Below are 16,888 nucleotides of genomic sequence, written 5' to 3' on the forward strand. Positions count from 1 at the left end.
GGGCCCGGACGGCCGCGGGGGCCGGGGGTCAGCCGACCGCCTTCTCGATGCGCTCCGCGGTGGTCTCCCACGCCTTGTCCCGATCCGTGCCCTGCTGCTCGATCAGCGTCAGGCCCTGGGAGAAGGTGTCCTTGATCGTGCCGTCCTTGCGGCCGAGCACCTGCTTGTCGGGGATCTCCTGGGCCGCGGCGCCGAAGATCCGGCCGATGGGCGCGCCGCTGAAGTACTCCGACTTGGCGTCCTTCACCTCGGGGCTGTCCAGCGCCTGGCGCGAGGAGGGGATGTTGCCGATCTCCTTGAAGATGTGGGCCTGCTGCTCGGGGGCGGTCAGCCAGGCGACGAGCTTCTTGGCCTCCTCCTTGACGGGGCTCTGCTCGACGACGCCGAGGAAGGACCCGCCCCAGTTGGCGCCCTTCGGGGCCTTGGCCACGTCCCACTTGCCCTTGTTCGCCGGTCCGGCCTTCTCACTGATGTGGCTCAGCATCCAGGCCGGGCACACGGCCGTGGCGAACGTGCCGTTGGCCAGACCGGGGTCCCAACCCGGCTGGAACTGGCGGAGCTTGGCCGACAGGCCGTCCTCCGCCGCGTCGGCGGCCAGTGCCCACGCCTGCTTGACGGCCGGGTTGCTGTCGTAGATCAGCTCACCCTTCTCGTCGTAGAACTGCTCGGAGTTGCCGTAGATCATGGCGTTGAACAGGCCGCTGGCCGCGTCCATGTAGGCGACGCCGTCGCCCTTGAAGTCCTTCTTGAAGGTGCGGCCTACCTCGACGTACTTCTTCCAGTCGCCTTCCCAGAGCTTGGCGACCTCGTCGCGTTCGGTGGGCAGGCCGGCCTTCTCGAAGTAGTCCTTGCGGTAGCAGACGGCCATCGGGCCGATGTCGGTGCCGAGGCCGAGCACCTTGCCGTCGCCGGTGCTGATCTGCGATTCCTTCCACGGCAGGAAGTGGTCGGTGCCCTCCGTCCCGGAGAAGTCGGCGAACTTGTCCGCCTGTGTCTCCGTGATCTCCTTGGCCCGGCCGATCTCGATGCCCTGGATGTCCTTCAGGCCCTTGCCGGCGGCGAGCCTGGTCTGCAGGGCGGTGTAGTACGTCTGCTCGTCGCCGGCGATCTCGGCCTTGATGTCGACGTCGGGGTTCTCCTTCTCGTACTGCTCGAGAAGGCCGGTCTCCTTGAGGCCCATCACCCCGTACAGGCCCATGGTGATGGTGACCTTGCCGTCCTTCTTGCCGCCGCCGGTGGCGGAGTCGTCGCTGCCGCCGCAGCCGACCACGAGCGCCAGCGCGCCGGCGGTCGCGGCCGCCGCCACCGCCTTTCTGCGCAACGAACCGGAAGTGCTCATGGGTGTCCTCCTAGCGACGGCGCCGCCCCGTCGACGGCGACGAGTGCTGCGCTGGCCGCGGGCATGGCCGCAGCGCTGAGTTCGGGATGGTTTGTCAGGGTGGGAACGTGCCCACTCTTGGGTGGGCACGTTCCCACCGGGGCGCCTCGAAGACTCGTACGGGCGGACCGATCTGTCAATGACTTGAACACAACTCGTTGCCGCGCAGGCTGCGGTGAGCTGATGGGCCGCTCGCTCGGGCAGTGCCCCGGCGGCGCCCGGATCTGCAAGAATTGCGCAGGTCACCTCCGCGGCATCTGCCGCCGCGGCGCCGAGGGGGGAGCACATGACCGGCAACCGCCGTCCAACGATCAAAACGGTCGCCGCCCGCGCCGGCGTGGGCCGCACGACGGTCTCCCGTGTCGTCAACGGCTCGGACCTGGTCAGCGCCGACGCCCGCGCCCGGGTGCTCGCGGCGATCAAGGAGCTCAACTACGTCCCGAACTCCGTCGCCCGCGGCCTGGTGACCAACCGCACCGACGCCGTGGCCCTGGTGATCCCCGAGTCGGAGAGCCGGCTCGGCTCGGAGCCGTTCTTCGCCGCGATCATCCGTGGTGTCAGCGGCGCGTGCGCGGAGAGCCGCACCCAGTTGCAGCTCGTGCTCGTGCGCGACGAGGCCGAACGCGACCAGCTGGCCGAGTCGGTGGCGACCCGCCGTGTGGACGGTGTGCTGCTGGTCTCCGTGCACTCCGGGGACCGGCTGCCGGGCATGCTGGAGGAGATGGGGCTGCCCACCGTCCTGGCCGGCCGCCGTGACGCGGGCGAGCAGCTGAGCTACGTCAACGCGGACAACGCCGGCGGCGCCGCGGAGGCCGTGCGGCACCTGCTGGGACGCGGACGGCGGCGGGTGGCCACGATCACCGGCCCGCTGGACATGGACGTGGGCCGCAGCCGGCTCGCCGGATGGCGCGCCGCACACCGGGAGGCGGGCGCCGCCGCGCCGGACCTCCTCGTCGAGACGGGCGACTTCACCGAGGAGGGGGGTGCTCGCGCCATGCGTTTGCTTCTTGAACGCGTCCCCGACCTGGACGCCGTCTTCGCCGCCTCCGACCTCATGGCGGTCGGCGCCCTGGCCGAGCTGCGCCGGTGGAGGCGACGGGTGCCGGAGGACGTGGCCGTCGTCGGGTTCGAGGACTCCGTCCTCGCCCGCCACACCAACCCCCCGTTGACGACCGTGCGTCAGCCGGTGGAGGAACTGGGCCGGACGATGGCCCGCATCCTCGCCGACATCACGCGGCAGGGCGCGGACCGCCGGCAGATCACCCTGCCGACGGAACTGGTGGTGCGCGAGTCCTCCTGACCCTCGACCGCCGCTCCCGCAGCCGCGGTTCAGCGGGCGGCGCGACCGGGCCGCAGCACGCCCCCGTCCCACACGCGGGCGCCGCGGACCGGTATCACGGTCCGCGGCGCCGGAGCGGGGTCGCGTACGGCAACGGTCGCCCCCCTGGGGTCAGTCGCGTGTGCCCAGGGTCTGCTCGGAAACCTGCCACAGCCGCGCGGCCGCCTCGGGGTCCAGGGCGTGGTCGGCGACGCCGGTGCGGGCGCCGAGCTGTCCGCGGACCGCCTCGTTGCAGTCCTCGAAGTAGCGCCCGCTGACACCGTCCAGCAGCGGCGACGCCGCCAGCAGCACGGAGGTCGCGGCGCCCTGCTCCGTCGTCTTCCAGCGCAGCTCCGCACCTCCCGCGGCCTGGGCGCGCAGCCGGGCGAGCTCCTCCTCGGTGACGTGCCGCTGGAGGTTGGTGCGGATCCCGCCGGGCATGAGCGCGTTGACGGTGATGCCGTCCGCCGCCCAGCGCACGGCGCCCTCGACCGCGAACAGGACGTTGGCCGTCTTCGACTGGCCGTAGGCGGACCAGGGTTCGTAGGGGCGCTCGCGGAAGTGGATGTCGTCGAAGACGACGCCGGAGCGGTGGTGGGCGCTGGAGCTGACGGCCACGACACGGGCGCCGTCCCGGGCCAGGGCCGGGTGCAGGCCGGTGGCCAGGGCGAAGTGCCCGAGGTGGTTGGTGGCGAACTGGAGCTCCCAGCCCTCCGGAGTGCGCAGCTCCGGGGAGGCCATCACCCCGGCGTTGTTGACCAGGATGTGCAGGGGCCCGTCCCACGCGGCGACGAACGCGGCGACGGAGGCCCGGTCGGCCAGGTCGAGGGCCGCGACCCGGACGTCCCGGTTGCCGGTGGTGGCGGTGACGTCCTGGGCGGTGCGCCGCCCGGCGGCGGTGTCGCGGACGGCGAGGGTGACCTGCGCGCCCGCGGCGGCCAGGGCGCGCACGGTCTCCACGCCGATGCCGGAGGCGCCGCCGGTGACGACGGCGCGGCGGCCGGTCAGGTCGACGCCCTGGACGACCTGCGCGGCGGTGGTCTCCGCATCGAAGGGGGTGGTGAGACGTGTGGGGGAAGTGCTGGGGTTCATGGCGGGTCCCGTCTGGCTGCATGCCTGGAGCTGGGCGCGGAGGACGGCGAGGCCGGTACAGTGAGAACCGGAGGAGCCTCCGCATACAGCGAGAGTAAACGGAGGATGCTCCGTTTGCAACCAGAGGAGGATGAGCCGTGACCGCCGACCCCCGGCCGCTGCGCGCCGACGCGCGCCGCAACCGCGAGCGACTGATCGAGGTGGCCGCCCGGGCCTTCGCCCAGGACGGGACCGCAGTGACGCTCGGCTCCGTGGCCAAGGAGGCGGGGGTGGGCATCGGCACGCTCTACCGCCATTTCGCCACCCGCGAGGAACTCGTCGAGGCGGTCTACCGCAGCGAGCTGGAGAAACTGTGCTCGTCCGCCTCGGAGTTGCTGCGCACCGAGGAACCCGACGCCGCGCTGCGCGCCTGGATGGACGGTTTCGTCCGCTACATGACCACCAAGCGCGGGATGTCGGAGGCGTTGCGTGCCGTCATCGCCGGCGGAAGTGATCCCTTCTCCCGGAGCAGGGCCATGCTGACCGCCGCGATCACCGAGTTGCTCGACGCCGGCCGGGAGGCGGGGCGGGTGCGCGACGACATCGAACCGGACGACGTGCTCTTCAGCCTCAGCGGTCTGTCCCTCGCCGCCACGACGCCCGAGCACCACACCCGGATGGCCCGGCTGCTGGACCTCCTGATGGACGGGCTGCGCCGTCACGGCCCCCCGCAGCAGACGGGCATCCGGTGAGCCGGTGACCCCGTCCCTCAGGTCACCGGTCCCGCGGCCGGTGGTGCCGGGTCGTAGGCGGCGTCCCGGGTGAGGTCGCGCAGGCGGAGGGCGGCGGTGAGCATGTCCCGGTGGCTGGTGTAGAGCGCGTTGACGCCGAAGCGCAGCAGGTCCGGTGCGCGCATGTCGGCGACGACGCCGTGCTCGGCGAGGGCGGCCACCAGTCCGCGGGCGTGCGGGTGGCGGAGGCTGACCTGGCTGCCGCGGCGTCCCGGGTCGGCCGGCGTGACGGAGGTGAAGCCCGAGGGGGCCAGCAACTCGTCCGCGCAGCGCAGGAAGAAGCCCGTCAGGGACAGGCTCTTGTCCCGGACCTGCTGCATGTCCACGCCGTCGAAGGCGGTCAGGGCCGCCTCCAGGGCGAGCAGGGACAGGATCGGCGGAGTCCCGATCCGCGCGCGGGCGATGCCGGGGGCGGGCGTGTACGCGTCGCCGAGCGCGAACGGGTCGGCATGGCCGGTCCACCCGGGCAGTGGCGTCTCCAGCGCGGCGTGATGGCGCCGCGCCACGTACAGGAAGGCGGGTGCGCCGGGGCCACCGGAGAGGAACTTGTAGCCGCAGCCGACGGCCAGGTCGACGCCGGTCCCGTCGACGTCCAGGGGAAGCGCGCCGGCCGCGTGGCACAGGTCCCAGAGCGCCAGCGCCCCGGCGTCGTGGACGGCCCGGGTCAGCGCCCGCAGGTCGTGCAGCTCGCCGGTGCGGAAGTCGACGGGCGTGTAGCTGACGACGGCGACCCGGTGGCCCTCGGCGGCGAGGAACGACGGCAGGGCGGCCGGTGGCACCCGCCGCACGGTCAGGTTCCTGCGCCGGGCGACCGCGTCCGCCAGATAGCGGTCGGTGGGGAAGTGCCCGGGGTCGGTGACCAGGAGCGGACGGTCCGGGCGGAGCGCGGCCGCGGCGTCGAGCGCGGTGAACAACTGCACGCTGGTGGAGTCGCCCACGACGGTCTGCCCGGGGGCGGCGCCGATGAGGGCACCGACGGCGTCCCCGACCCGCAGGGGCGCCTGCCACCAGCCGGCCGCGTTCCACGAGCCGATGAGCCCCGTGCCCCACTGGCGGCGCACGGCGTCGTCGAGGGCCGCGGGCACGGCCGCGGGCAGCGGGCCCAGGGAGTTGCCGTCGAGGTACACGACACCGGGCGGCAGCAGGAACCGCGCGCGGAGCGGGGCGAGGGGGTCGTCGGCGTCGAGCTGTGCGGCTCGCCCGTGCAGGCCGGCCGGCGCGGACAGTGCGGTGGTCATCGGTGTGCGGCCTCCTCGCCCGCCCGGCCGGCGTCCCTCCGGGGGAAGGCGGCCGCCATGTCCCGGAGGGTGTCGGCGACCGCGCGGGCGCCGGGTGCTCCGGGCTCGATGAGGGTGTAATGGCCGGTACCGGGCAGGACGACCGTCCTGAGGTCGCGGTGCACGGCCGCGTAGTCGCCGAACTGGGTGAGCGGGACCTCCTCGTCCGCCGCCCCGTGCAGCAGCACGGTGGGGACACCGGTGGAGCCGGCGTCGCGCAGCAGGGTGAGCGGGTCGACCTCGGGCAGCCGCTCCGCGAAGACGGCCTCCCCGCCCAGGAGTTGGAGGGCGGCGCCGTCGCTGAGGTCGTCGCGGCGGGTGGCGGCCAGGTCGGTGATCGGCGCCAGGGCGAGCACACTCGTCGGCAGGGTGCGGGTGTGCCAGCGCGAGCCCTCGGGGAGCAGGCCGCGGGCGGCGCACCACAACGCCAGGTGCCCGCCGGAGCAGTGGCCCGCGAGGACGTACGGGCGCCCCCCGGGCAGGGTGTCGACGATGCGGGCGACGTCGTCGAAGGTCTCGGGGTAGCCCCCCGCGCCGCCGGAACGGCGGAAGCCGGGCAGCAGGACGTCGAAGCCCTGCCGGGACAGGTAGGCCGCGAACGGCGTCAGGTGCATGCGGTCGTAGCGCCAGTAGCCGCCGTGCAGCAGCACGACCAGCGGGGCGTCGGGGTCGCCGGACGGCCAGGCGTCGTAGGACTGGTGGGGGTGGTCGCCGTAGCGGCCGTGCACCGGCGCCAGCACCGGTTTCAGGCTCAGGACCCGCCGTTCCTCCTCGGCGGCGAAGGCGGAGATCGCCCTAGAGGTCACCGCGCACCTCCCACAGTTCGGGGAAGACCGGGCGGGCCGCGCGGCGTTCCAGCCAGGCGAGTCCGGCCGATCCGGCACTGCCCGCCTTGGCGCCCATGGCGCGGCGCACCACCAACACGTGCTCGAACCGCCAGCGCGTGACCAGTTCGGCGATGTCGGTGAGGAGTTCGCCCAGCGCGAGGTGGGGGTGGTGCTGCGGTCCGGCGTAGACGTGCCGCCAGGTGGCCACGACCCCGGGGTCGGAGGTGTAGGGGCGGGTGACGTCCCGCTCGAGGACATGCCGGGGAACGGGCAGTCCCTGGCGGTGGAGGTGGGCCAGCACCTCGTCGTAGAGGGACGGTTCGCGGTAGGTCTCGCCCAGCGCCTCGTGTACGGCCGGGTCGCCGCGGTGGGCGCGCAGCAGTCCGGCGGACTTGTCGCCGAGGAGGAACTCCAGGTGCCGGTACATGGCCGACTGGAACCCGGACGCCCGGCCGAACGCGGCCCGGAAGCCGTTGAACTGGGCGGGGGTCAGCGCGGCGATGGGCGCCCAGGCGCCGTTGAGAGCCGTCAGCGCGCGGCGGCTGCGGGTGAGGGCGTCCATGGCCGCGGCCGGGTCGTCCTTGGCGAACGCCACCTTGGCCGTGCGCCACTCGTGCACGATCAGGGTGAACCACAGCTCCATCACCTGGGTGGTGACCAGGAAGCCCATCTCGTCCGGGGCTTCGGTGAGCGGGTGCTGCAGCGTGTTGAGGACGGACGCGTGCACATACGTGTCGTAGGGGCTCGCGCCGGGGAAGGGGCGGGTCAGGTCGTCGTCCACCGGATGGTCGAGGGCGGACGTGCCGTGGTTCATCGCATCTCCTTGGGAAGCCGGCCGGTCGGGGCCGGGTGGCTCGGGGTCACACACCGAGGTGGGCGCCGCCGGAGGCGTCGATCCACTGGCCGGTCACCCAGCGGGCGTCGTCGCTCGCGACGAAGGAGACGACGTCGGCGATGTCCGCCGGGTCGCCGAGCCGCTTGAAGACGGAGGCCTCGGAGTACCTGCGGCGGATCTCCGGGATGCTGAGCGTGGGATTGATCTCCGTCTCGGTGTAGCCGGGGGCGACGGCGTTGACGGTGATGCCGCGGGAGCCCAGCTCCTGGGCGAGGGAGAGGGTGAGGTAGTCGAGGGCGGCCTTGGTCATGGTGTACGAGACGATCGGCGGGAAGGCGACGCGGGTCGCGACGGAGGAGACGGTGATGATCCGCCCGCCGTCGCGCAGCCGGTCCAGTCCTCGCTGGATGACGAAGAACGGCGCCTTGGTGTTGATGGCGAAGACCCGGTCGTAGTCGGCCTCGGTGACCTGCGCGAACGGCTTCGGCAGGGTGATGCCGGCGTTGCTGACCAGGATGTCCAGGCCGTCGGGGGCCTCTTGGGCGGCCAGGGCGCGGTCGAAGGCGGCCCACAGGGTGTCGGCGTCGCCGGGCACGCCCAGTTCGGCGTGCACGGGGAAGGCACGCCCGCCGTCGGCCTCGATCTCCTTGACGGTGCGCTCGGCGGCCGCCTCGTCGTGGCCGTAGTGGACCGCCACCAGGGCGCCCTCCCGGGCGAGACGGCGGCTGATGGCTCTGCCGATGCCCCGGCTGCCGCCGGTGACCAGGGCGGTCTTCCCTTCGTGACGAGCGGTGGTGGTGGTCAAGGCGAGTCTCCTTCGTGGTGGGTGGCGTGACCGGGGGCGGTCCTCAGGCGTCGAAGTCGAGGGTGACCTCGGGGGTGTTCGGGCGGGCCCGGCAGACGAGCGTGTATCCGGCGGCGAGGTCCCCCTCGTCCAGGGCGTGCTGGGCGTCCGCCGCCACCTGCCCGGACAGGACCTTGGCCCGGCAACTGCCGCACACGCCCTCGCGGCAGGCGTAGGGGACGTCGGGGTGGGCGCGCAGCAGGGCGTCGAGGAGGGACAGGTCCCCGGGCCGGACGACGGCGACGCGGCGGCGCCCGTCGAGCAGGGCGCTCACCCGGGCCTCCCCCACCGCGGGCACCGGTCCGGACGTCGGCGGCTGGGGTTCGCGCCGTGGGCGGGGTGCCGACGGCGTCGTGAAGAGTTCCCAGCGTACGAGCGCCGGGTCCGCTCCCCAGTCCGCCAGGGCCCGTCGCGCGCTGTGCAGGAGCCCGGGCGGGCCGCACAGGGCGAACGCCGTGTCCGGGCCGGGCCGGGCGCCCAGGGCCGCCAGCAGGTGGCGCAACCCGGCCGCGTCGACCCGTCGCGCGAGCGGCCCGTCCGCGCTCCCCCGGTCCTCCCGGGTCAGGACGTGCAGGACGGTGAGCCGGTCGACGAACTCGTCCTTCAAATGAGCCAGTTCGTCGGCCAGCAGGGCGTCGGCGGAGGTGGGGACGGAGTGGATCAGGCTGACCCGGCAGGCCGGGTCCCGGCGCAGGGCGTGGGCGGCCATCGGCGCCAGCGGGGTGATGCCGGAGCCGCCCGCGAGGAGCACGTGGTGGCCACCGGGCGGGAGCCACGGCAGGGCGAAGGAGCCGGTGGGCGCGGAGAGTTCGAGCCGGTCGCCGGTCCGGAGACGGCTGGTGGCATACGCGCCGAAGCCGCCGGGGCCACCGCGTTTGATCACGAGGCGCAGCGCCCCCGGCTCGTCGGGGGGCGGGCACAGCGAGTAGCTGCGGCGCAGTTCGCCGCCGGGGTGACGGTGCCGGACGACGACGTGCTGGCCCGGGCGGTGGGCGAAGACGGCGCGCAGGGCTTCCGGCACCTCGAGGGTGACGGCCACCGTGTCGGCCGTCGGGCGGCGGAGCCCGGCCACACGCAGCGAGTGGAAGCCGCCCCGGCAGGAGGGAACGGGCTGCGTGGGCGGGGCGGTCGCGGGCGGGGCGGTCGCGAGCGGGGTGGTCGTGGGCGGGGCTGTGGTGGTGTTCACGCGGGGCCTCACAGCGCGGTCAGATGGGGGAAGGGCTCACGGCACGCCGTGCACCACAGCACCGACTGGCAGCGCGACGGCCCGAAGGTGCTGTGCGGACGGGTCGCCCGGGAACCGCAGCGGGGGCAGGGCACGCCGCCCAGCTCGACGGGGACCGGGCCGTCCGGGACCGGCGAGACGGGCGGGGCGATGCCGTGTGCGGCGAGCCTGCGCCGGCCCTCGGGGGTGATGCGGTCCGTGGTCCAGGGCGGCGACAGCACCTGCCGCACGCGGCCGTCGGGGTGACCGCAGGCGGCCAGGACGTCCCGTACGGCGGCGGTGATCTCGGGCAGCGCCGGGCAGCCGAGGTAGGTGGGCATGATCTCCACCTCCAGCACCCCGTCCGCACCCGGCCCGACCGAGCCCACCACGCCGAGATCGCCGAGGCCGATCACCGGCAGCTCCGGGTCGGGCAGCGCCCCGACCCGCTCGCGCACCTCCTGGACGGAGCAGCGGGGCGGGGACGGCGTAGACGCGGTCACCAGCGACCTCCCGGGAACTGCCGGTGCACGGACTGGAGTTCGGCGATGAGCGGTCCGAACTCCTCGGTGTGCAGACCGGACCGCCCGCCCCGGGCCGACCAGGACGGGCCGGGCAGGGTGAGTCCCGCACCCGTGACGACCTCGGAGACGGTCCGCTGCCAGGCCGTCCGCGCGAGCGCCGGGGAGGGGACCGTGCCGGACGCGGACAGGCGGCGGGCCACCTCGTCCTCGTCGAAGAGCTCAGCGGTGTAGGGCCACACCCGGTCCAGGCCCTGCTGCATGCGCCGGGCGCTCTCCCGCGTGCCGCCCGCGAGCGTCCGGGTCCACCGGTCGGCGTGCAGCCGGTGGAAGGCGACCTCCTTGGCGGCGCGGGCGCCGAACGCGGCGAGTTCGGCGTCGGAGCAGTCCGCCAGCGCCTGGTAGTACGCGACCGCGTAGTGGGTGTAGGCCAGTTGACGGGCCACGGTCGTCGCGAAGTCCCCGTTGGGGAGCTCGGTCAGCAGGACGTTGGTGAACTCGCGCTCCGAACGGGTGAAGGCGAGGTCGTCCTCGGTGCGGCCGCTGCCGTCGAGCCGGCCGGCGCGGGTGAGCAGCACGCGGGCGTGCCCGATGAGGTCGAGGGCGATGTTGGACAGGGCCAGGTCCTCGTCCACGGTGGGCGCGCGGGTGATCCACTGGCAGAGGCGCTGACCGAGGACCAGGGCGTCGTCGCCCAGGCGCAGGAGGTGGACGGCCAGGTCGGCGGTGGTGCCGGTCGCGGCGGCCGGGGCGCCTTCCGCGCCGGGCGCCGCGGGAACTGCCGGGTCGTCACGCGTGGTGGTCACCTCGGGGGCCTTTCTCGGTCAGCGGCGTGAAGTGCTCGGGGTGGCGGTAGGGCTTGCCGGAGCCCGCGAAGTACGGATCGCGTTCGTCCGGGGAGGCCGTGTGCACGGCGTCGGAGCGGACCACCCACAGCGACAGCGGCTCGCCGCGGCGTGTGAACAGGTCCCGCGCCGTGGCCAGCGCCGCGTCGGGCCCGGCGGCGCGCACCGACCCCACGTGCTGGTGGGCGAGGCCCCGGCGGGCCCGCAGGAACACCTCCCAGGACGCCGGGACGCCCTCCCCCGCTGCGCCGTTCATCCCGCCTCCTTCCCCACGGCACGTGTGACGTCCGTGCGCTCCGTGGCATCCGTGGCGTCCGCCGCGGCCGTCGCGTCCGCCGCCTCCGCGCGGGCGGCGTACGCGACGGCGGCCTCGCGCACCCAGGCGCCGTCCTCGTGTGCGGCCCGGCGGTGGGCGATGCGCTGCCGGGCCCAGTGGGTGTCGTCGCCCAGGGCCTCGCGGTAGGTGTCCCAGTCGACGGGCGTGAAGTCGTAGTGGCCGCGCTCCTCGTTCCAGCGGATCGCCGGGTCGGGCAGCGTCAGTCCGAGGCGTTCGGCCTGCGGGACGCAGGTGTCGACGAAGCGCTGGCGGAGTTCGTCGTTGGTGTGCCGCTTGATCCCCCAGGCCATCGCCCGGCGCGACACCGCGGCGCCCAGTGCGGCGGTCCGCGCGTCGGCCCCGCCCGCCTCGGTGTCGGGCGGTCCGAACATCAGCGCCACGGCCGGCAGCCACCACCGGTCCACCGCGTCCTGCGCCATCTCCTTCTGCTGCGGCGTCCCCTCGCACAGGGCGCGCATCAGGTCGTAGCCCTGCCGGACGTGGAAGGCCTCCTCCTGGCAGACGCGGCGCATCGCGCGGGCGTACGGCCCGTACGACGTGCGGCACAGCGGCGCCTGGTTGATGACGGCGGCGCCGTCCGTCAGCCAGGCGATGGCCCCGGTGTCCGCCCAGGTCAGCGCGGGGTGGTTGAACGTGGCGGAGGCGCGCTGCTGTCCCCGGTGCAGCGCGTCCAGCAGCTCGGCGCGGTCCACGCCCAGGGTCTCGGCGGCGGAGTAGAGGTACAGCCCGTGCCCTGCTTCGTCCTGCACCTTCGCGAGGAGGACCGACTTGCGGTGCAGGGACGGGGCCCGGGTGAGCCACGCGCCCTCCGGCTGCATGCCGATGATCTCGGAGTGGGCGTGCTGGGCGATCTGGCGGATCAGCATGCGGCGGTAGGCGTCGGGCATCCAGTCGCGCGGTTCGATGGTCTCGCCGTCGGCGATGAGAGCGTCGAAGTGGGCGAGCAGTGCGTCCTGTTCCGCGGTGGCGGGCTCGGGAGCGGCGGCGCCGACCGGTCCGGCCGTCGCGGTGGATCCGGTCACGCAGCACCGCCCCCAGGGACGGCGACCGCCGCGCCGCCGGGGAACGCCGGCGCGGGAGACCCTCCCGGTGCCGGGACCCGTACCGGCTGCCTGGGCACGCGCATCACTCCTTCGGTTCGGGGGCGTTCGCCCGGCGGGGCCCGACCGGGCGGGCCGGGACGCTTCGTTGCGGAAAGAGGCCGGGCACGGCCCCGGCTATCCCCGCCGCACGAGGATCGGGCGCGTGACAAAGCTCACGGCACGACCCCGGGAGTGGAACCGGTCGTGCCGTCCTCTTGAGGAGGTGACAGCCGAGTCCCGTACGGCGGCCGGCACGCCGAGGAAAGGGGAAACCATGAGCACCATCAGGGAGTTGCTGGTCGAACTCACCGGTACGGCCGAGTACGCCGACCGGATCGGCGACGACGTCGACCTGGCGGCCAGCGGCATCGACTCCGGGGACCTGGTGCGCCTGGTCCTCCTGGTCGAGCAGCGGCTCGGTGTGGAGATCACCGCCGAGGACATGGAGAAGCTGCACACCATCGGCGACTACGAGCGCTTCCTGGCCGAGCACTCGGTCGCCGGGGCGAGCGGCGGCGCGTGATGTGGCTGACGCAGCTGCTGGAGCGCAACCGCCAGTGCCGGCCCGGCCGGACCGCGCTGGTGGACGAGGAACGCAGCGTCACGTGGGCCGAGTTGCACGACCGGACCGTCGAACTGGCGCGAGGGCTGGCCGAGTCGGGCATCCGCCCGGGTGACCGGGTGGCCGTTCTCTCCAAGGACCGCGTCGAGGTGCTGGAGACCTACTTCGCTCTGGCCCGGCTGGGCGCGCTGTTCGTGCCGCTGAACCACAGCCTGGCCGAGCCCGAGGTGGCCGGCATCGTCGAGCGCGTCGGCGCGGTGGCCGTCATCGGCGAGTCGGAACTGCTCGACCGGCACCTCGACCTCGCGGACTCGGTGCGGATCCGGCTGGCCCTCGACAAGCCCGCCTTCGCGACGCTGGGCAGCCTGGCGACCGAGCGGGACCTGCCCGTCGTCGCCGACACCGACCCCATCGCCGTGCTGCACACCTCGGCCACCACCGGGCAGGCCAAGGGCGTCACCGTCGACAGCGCGTCGTTCCGGGCCATCGCCCTGGGCTGGCTGGTGATGGCCCGCCCCACGGACGACATCGTCATGGTCAACTGCTGCCCCCTGTACCACGGCAGCATGGTGGTGTCCCTCACCTACATGGCGGCCGGCGCGACGATCGTGCTGATGCCGGGCTTCACCCCGCAGCGGGCCCTCGCCGCGGTGGAGCGGCACCGGGCCACGCACATGTGGATGGTCCCGCAGATGCTGCGGTTCATGCTCCAGGCCAAGGCGTCCGCGCACACCGACCTGTCCTCCCTGCGGGAAGTCCTGTACGGGGCCGCGCCCATGCCCCTCGACGTCTACGCCGCGGCGGTGGAGCGGCTGGGCTGCGGGTTCCGGCAGGTATACGGCATGACGGAGGTGGGCGGCCCGTTCGTCACGCTGGGCCCCGACGAGCACCCCGCGCCCGGGGACGTCACCGCCCGCATCCCCTGCGGCAGGGTCGTGCCCGGCATGTCCGCACGCGCCGTCGACGGGACCGGCCGGGAGCTGCCGCCGGGTGACATCGGCGAGATCGTGGTGCGGGGTCCCGGCGTCATGCAGGGCTACTGGAACGACCCGGAGGCCACCCGTGAGATCACCCTCGACGGCTGGATCAGGACGGGCGACCTGGGCTTCCTGGACGAGGAGGGCCGGATCAGCCTGGTGGACCGCACGAAGGACGTGATCATCCGGGCGGGCCAGAACGTCTACCCCTCGGAGATAGAGCGGGCCCTGATGACCCACCCGGCGGTCCGCGACGCGGCGGTCGTCGGGATGCCGGACGAGGACTACGGCGAGGTGCCGCTGGCGTACGTCGTGACGGAACCGGGCACGGAGCCGGGGGCGGCGGCGCTGCTGGCGCACGTGGCCGGGCTGCTCGCGCCGTACAAGCGGCCGCGGCGGGTGGAGTTCATCGAGCAGGTGCCGCGCAACCCCGCCGGGAAGATCATCAAGAAGCTGCTGCGGGTGTGAGGGAAGGGCGGGCGGTGACGACCGGGCGCCCCACGCAGGCCGGGCCGGCCACGGCGTCGTCGCCGGGGCCGGCCCGAGGCGGCTGGTGGGACCCGTCGGAGGCACACGGCGCCGAGCCGACAGCAGACAGCCCGGCGCCGACCCGGACCCGTCACCGGACCGGGCCGGCGACGCACGGCGGCGGACCCGTGTCGCTCGAGCCGTTCGCGCCGGCCGGGCAGCGGCCTGCCGTGGACGTCCTCGGGGGTGACGACGGCGCGCGCCTGCCCGGCCCGTCGGCGCTTGCCGCGCTGCCGGTCGCCCCCGGGCTGGGGCTGGGTGTCGCCACCGTGTCCGAGCCGTGCCTGGAGCCGGCCGGACCCGCCGAGGCGGAGGTGGCGGCGTCGATGCCGGCCCGGCGGCGGCTGGAGTTCCTGGCGGGCCGGTGGGCCGCCCGGCGGGCCCTGCGCGCGGTGGGCCTGGACTGCGGGGAGATCCCCCGAGCGGGGCGGCTGCCGGTGTTCCCGCCCGGCGCGGCCGCGTCGATCTCGCACAGCGCCGGGATCGCGGTCGCCGTGGCCCGCGGCCCGGGCCGGGACCTCCCCCTCGGCTGCGACCTGGAGCTGCGGCCCCTCCCCCGCGGCGCGGCCCGGCTGGTGCTGCGCGAGGACGAGGAGGAACTGCTTTCCCGCGGCTGCCGGCCCACGGGCACGGCCTGGTCGGTGACCGAGCTGTTCTCCGCGAAGGAGGCGGCGTGGAAGGCCCTGGCTGTGCGCGCCAGTGCCTGCGGGGTGGGTACCGCACCGGGGAGTCTGCGGGATCTGCGGGCCGAACCGGCGGGAGACGAGTTGCGCGTGGGCCTGCGGGGCGTCCCCGCACGGGCCGTCCGGGTGCGGGTGACGCACGTGGGGGCGGGTGTGTTCAGTCAGGTCACCGGGTGGGCCGGCCGGCCCGGCTGACCGCGCTGCGGCGTGCCGCCGCCCCCGGCGCGGTGCACCGGGGGCGGCGGGACGGTCCAGCCGGTCAGTGTTCCGACGTCCCGCCGTCCCGGTAGGAGCGCCGTACCGTGTCACCGGCCTTGTCGGTCTGGGCGTCGTACTTGTTGCCCGTCCGATCGTCGACCATGCGCTCGGCGCTGCCGACGCCCTTGTCCGCCTGGTCGGGGTGACCCTTGGCCATCTGCTTGGCCTTGTTCATCATGTCGCCCAGCTTGCCCATGGAAGGTACCTCCGGGGAGTGCGCGTACGTCGTACTCCGCGCAGGTACCCCTCTCGCCGAGGACGAATCACCCCAGCCGACTCATTTCGGTCCGGTTGTCCGCGGTCGCTCATCCGCGGTCGCCCACCCGGGCGGCCATGTTCCCCGCGGGGTGCCGGTTGTCGTGGATGAGCTGGTGCGCGAGGCCGATCTCGTCGAAATCGAAGGTACGGGACAGGCAGGGATCAATGATTCCCTGGTCGATCAGCCGGGTCACCTCCCGCGCCTCACGGGCCGTGGCGACGTGCGAGCCCTGGAGGCGCTTCTGCCGCATCCACAGGAACCGCAGGTCGACGTCACCGTTGTAGCCGGTGGTGCCGCCGCACAGAACGACCATGCCGCCGTTGTCGCACAGGTACAGGGACGTCGGGATCGTGTCGGCGCCGGAGTGCTCCAGGACGATGCGCGGGTTGCGGCGCTCCCCGAGCACGTCCCAGAAGCGCCGCCCGAAGGCGCGGGCACCCGACAGCCAGCGGGCCGTCGCCGCCTCGTCGGAGGTGTCCGGCAACCGCCCCCAGTGATCGAAGTCCCGCCGGTCGATCCAGCCCTCGGCGCCCAGCTTGAGGCAGAACTCGCCGCGCTCCTCGCTGGAGACGACCGCGACGGGGATGCCGCCGACGTGCCGGACCAGTTGGATGGCGATGCAGCCCAGCCCGCCGGCACCGCCCCACACCAGGACCGGGTCGCCGGGGCGCACGGTGTGCGGCGGCCAGCCGAACAGCTGGCGGTAGGCGGTGGCCGCGGTCGCCATGTAGCAGGCGGCCTCCGGCCAGGACAGCCGGGCGGGCTTGGGGTGGCACATGTAGTCGTCGACGACCGCGAACTGGGCGAAGGAGCCGTGGTTCTCCTCGTAGCCCCACACGCGCTGACTGGTCGACCAGGTGGGATCGCCACCGAGGCGGATGTCCTCGGCCTTCTCGTCCCAGCGGTTGGCGAGGACGACGACCTCGTCGCCGAGCCTCACTCCGCGCACGTCCTCGCCGACCGCCCACACGATGCCGGACAGGTCGGAGCCGCCGATGTGGAAGTCCTCGGTGGCGCCCGCCTTCTGCCGGGCCGCGATCACGTCGAGCGGCGAACCCAGCGCGGCCCAGACGTTGTTGTAGTTGATGCCGGCCGCCATCACCTTCACCAGGACCTGTCCCCGCCCGACGGGAGGGACGTCGACCACCTCGGTCCTGAAGGCGTCGACGGGCTGTCCGTAGCGCTCACGCCGGATGAGCGAGGCGTACATCTTCTTCGGGGCGGTGCCCAACTCGGGCGCGTCACCGAGTTCGTAGAGGTCCTGGGTCGCACTCACGCTGTCTCTCCTCGA

General features: G+C 73.9%; 18 protein-coding genes. 5 read left to right on the plus strand and 13 right to left on the minus strand.

The window, feature by feature from the left end:
- Window positions 1-28: 28 nt before the first annotated feature.
- Window positions 29-1,339, minus strand: coding sequence for an ABC transporter substrate-binding protein (locus ACZ6ZN_RS00385; protein ID WP_398107243.1), 1,311 nt, complete (start codon window positions 1,337-1,339; stop codon window positions 29-31).
- 325 nt (window positions 1,340-1,664) lie between these two features.
- On the opposite strand from ACZ6ZN_RS00385, the gene ACZ6ZN_RS00390 reads away from it, so the two are divergent.
- Window positions 1,665-2,678, plus strand: coding sequence for a LacI family DNA-binding transcriptional regulator (locus ACZ6ZN_RS00390; RefSeq protein WP_398107244.1), 1,014 nt, complete (start codon window positions 1,665-1,667; stop codon window positions 2,676-2,678).
- Window positions 2,679-2,828: 150 nt separating this feature from the next.
- Here ACZ6ZN_RS00390 and ACZ6ZN_RS00395 read toward each other — a convergent pair whose 3' ends face one another.
- On the minus strand, window positions 2,829-3,788 hold the full coding sequence (locus ACZ6ZN_RS00395) for an SDR family NAD(P)-dependent oxidoreductase (RefSeq protein WP_469641941.1): 960 nt from the start codon (window positions 3,786-3,788) through the stop codon (window positions 2,829-2,831).
- Window positions 3,789-3,925: 137 nt separating this feature from the next.
- Here ACZ6ZN_RS00395 and ACZ6ZN_RS00400 point away from each other — a divergent pair, with 137 nt between their 5' ends.
- Window positions 3,926-4,519, plus strand: coding sequence for a TetR/AcrR family transcriptional regulator (locus tag ACZ6ZN_RS00400; RefSeq protein WP_469641942.1), 594 nt, complete (start codon window positions 3,926-3,928; stop codon window positions 4,517-4,519).
- 17 nt (window positions 4,520-4,536) lie between these two features.
- On the opposite strand, the gene ACZ6ZN_RS00405 is transcribed toward ACZ6ZN_RS00400, so the two are convergent.
- From ACZ6ZN_RS00405 to paaA, 9 genes are read right to left on the minus strand one after another with little or no spacing between them, the layout of a single operon-like run.
- Window positions 4,537-5,796 (minus strand): kynureninase, encoded by a 1,260-nt coding sequence (locus ACZ6ZN_RS00405; protein ID WP_469641944.1) that lies wholly within the window; start codon window positions 5,794-5,796, stop codon window positions 4,537-4,539.
- Window positions 5,793-6,641, minus strand: a complete 849-nt coding sequence (locus ACZ6ZN_RS00410; protein ID WP_469641945.1) for an alpha/beta hydrolase family protein — start codon at window positions 6,639-6,641, stop codon at window positions 5,793-5,795. Before ACZ6ZN_RS00410 ends, ACZ6ZN_RS00405 begins: the two co-directional genes overlap by 4 nt.
- Complete coding sequence (locus ACZ6ZN_RS00415; RefSeq protein WP_451877586.1) at window positions 6,631-7,476, minus strand: tryptophan 2,3-dioxygenase; 846 nt, start codon at window positions 7,474-7,476, stop codon at window positions 6,631-6,633. The genes ACZ6ZN_RS00410 and ACZ6ZN_RS00415 overlap by 11 nt, the downstream gene beginning before the upstream one ends.
- A 46-nt stretch (window positions 7,477-7,522) precedes the next feature.
- Entirely contained in the window at window positions 7,523-8,302 is a 780-nt protein-coding gene (locus ACZ6ZN_RS00420) for an SDR family oxidoreductase (RefSeq protein WP_469641947.1), read from the minus strand.
- Between the two features lie 43 nt (window positions 8,303-8,345).
- The gene (locus ACZ6ZN_RS00425; RefSeq protein WP_469641949.1) at window positions 8,346-9,527 is read right to left on the minus strand and encodes a 2Fe-2S iron-sulfur cluster-binding protein; all 1,182 of its coding nucleotides are present in this window, start codon (window positions 9,525-9,527) and stop codon (window positions 8,346-8,348) included.
- A gap of 8 nt (window positions 9,528-9,535) precedes the next feature.
- Window positions 9,536-10,048, minus strand: a complete 513-nt coding sequence (gene paaD / locus ACZ6ZN_RS00430) for a 1,2-phenylacetyl-CoA epoxidase subunit PaaD (RefSeq protein WP_469641951.1) — start codon at window positions 10,046-10,048, stop codon at window positions 9,536-9,538.
- Entirely contained in the window at window positions 10,045-10,872 is an 828-nt protein-coding gene (gene paaC, locus ACZ6ZN_RS00435; protein WP_451877582.1) for a 1,2-phenylacetyl-CoA epoxidase subunit PaaC, read from the minus strand. Before paaC ends, paaD begins: the two co-directional genes overlap by 4 nt.
- Window positions 10,856-11,167 (minus strand): 1,2-phenylacetyl-CoA epoxidase subunit B, encoded by a 312-nt coding sequence (locus ACZ6ZN_RS00440; protein WP_469641954.1) that lies wholly within the window; start codon window positions 11,165-11,167, stop codon window positions 10,856-10,858. The genes paaC and ACZ6ZN_RS00440 overlap by 17 nt, the downstream gene beginning before the upstream one ends.
- The gene (gene paaA, locus ACZ6ZN_RS00445; RefSeq protein ID WP_469641955.1) at window positions 11,164-12,270 is read right to left on the minus strand and encodes a 1,2-phenylacetyl-CoA epoxidase subunit PaaA; all 1,107 of its coding nucleotides are present in this window, start codon (window positions 12,268-12,270) and stop codon (window positions 11,164-11,166) included. The genes ACZ6ZN_RS00440 and paaA overlap by 4 nt, the downstream gene beginning before the upstream one ends.
- Before the next feature lie 334 nt (window positions 12,271-12,604).
- On the opposite strand from paaA, the gene ACZ6ZN_RS00450 reads away from it, so the two are divergent.
- From ACZ6ZN_RS00450 to ACZ6ZN_RS00460, 3 genes are all read left to right on the plus strand, one after another.
- Entirely contained in the window at window positions 12,605-12,853 is a 249-nt protein-coding gene (locus ACZ6ZN_RS00450) for an acyl carrier protein (protein ID WP_398107256.1), read from the plus strand.
- Window positions 12,853-14,337 carry a class I adenylate-forming enzyme family protein gene (locus tag ACZ6ZN_RS00455; RefSeq protein WP_469643888.1) on the plus strand — a complete coding sequence of 495 codons (1,485 nt, stop codon included), beginning with the start codon at window positions 12,853-12,855 and terminating at the stop codon, window positions 14,335-14,337. Before ACZ6ZN_RS00450 ends, ACZ6ZN_RS00455 begins: the two co-directional genes overlap by 1 nt.
- A gap of 188 nt (window positions 14,338-14,525) precedes the next feature.
- Window positions 14,526-15,275: a 4'-phosphopantetheinyl transferase gene (locus tag ACZ6ZN_RS00460; protein ID WP_469641958.1), complete on the plus strand. Its 750-nt coding sequence runs from the start codon at window positions 14,526-14,528 to the stop codon at window positions 15,273-15,275.
- 64 nt (window positions 15,276-15,339) lie between these two features.
- Here ACZ6ZN_RS00460 and ACZ6ZN_RS00465 read toward each other — a convergent pair whose 3' ends face one another.
- Window positions 15,340-15,534, minus strand: coding sequence for an antitoxin (locus tag ACZ6ZN_RS00465; RefSeq protein WP_398107259.1), 195 nt, complete (start codon window positions 15,532-15,534; stop codon window positions 15,340-15,342).
- Window positions 15,535-15,643: 109 nt separating this feature from the next.
- Complete coding sequence (gene ccrA / locus ACZ6ZN_RS00470; protein WP_398107260.1) at window positions 15,644-16,873, minus strand: crotonyl-CoA carboxylase/reductase; 1,230 nt, start codon at window positions 16,871-16,873, stop codon at window positions 15,644-15,646.
- Between the last annotated feature and the right edge of the window lie 15 nt (window positions 16,874-16,888).

Source organism: Streptomyces sp. NPDC053665 (assembly GCF_055585285.1).

Excerpts from the sequence above, each read along its gene's own strand:
- ACZ6ZN_RS00385 (WP_398107243.1), bottom strand. The coding sequence starts at position 1,339 with ATGAGCACTTCCGGTTCGTTGCGCAGAAAGGCGGTGGCGGCGGCCGCG.
- ACZ6ZN_RS00390 (WP_398107244.1), top strand. The coding sequence starts at position 1,665 with ATGACCGGCAACCGCCGTCCAACGATCAAAACGGTCGCCGCCCGCGCC.
- ACZ6ZN_RS00395 (WP_469641941.1), bottom strand. The coding sequence starts at position 3,788 with ATGAACCCCAGCACTTCCCCCACACGTCTCACCACCCCCTTCGATGCG.
- ACZ6ZN_RS00405 (WP_469641944.1), bottom strand. The coding sequence starts at position 5,796 with ATGACCACCGCACTGTCCGCGCCGGCCGGCCTGCACGGGCGAGCCGCA.
- ACZ6ZN_RS00415 (WP_451877586.1), bottom strand. The coding sequence starts at position 7,476 with ATGAACCACGGCACGTCCGCCCTCGACCATCCGGTGGACGACGACCTG.
- ACZ6ZN_RS00440 (WP_469641954.1), bottom strand. The coding sequence starts at position 11,167 with ATGAACGGCGCAGCGGGGGAGGGCGTCCCGGCGTCCTGGGAGGTGTTC.
- ACZ6ZN_RS00450 (WP_398107256.1), top strand. The coding sequence starts at position 12,605 with ATGAGCACCATCAGGGAGTTGCTGGTCGAACTCACCGGTACGGCCGAG.
- ACZ6ZN_RS00455 (WP_469643888.1), top strand. The coding sequence starts at position 12,853 with ATGTGGCTGACGCAGCTGCTGGAGCGCAACCGCCAGTGCCGGCCCGGC.
- ACZ6ZN_RS00465 (WP_398107259.1), bottom strand. The coding sequence starts at position 15,534 with ATGGGCAAGCTGGGCGACATGATGAACAAGGCCAAGCAGATGGCCAAG.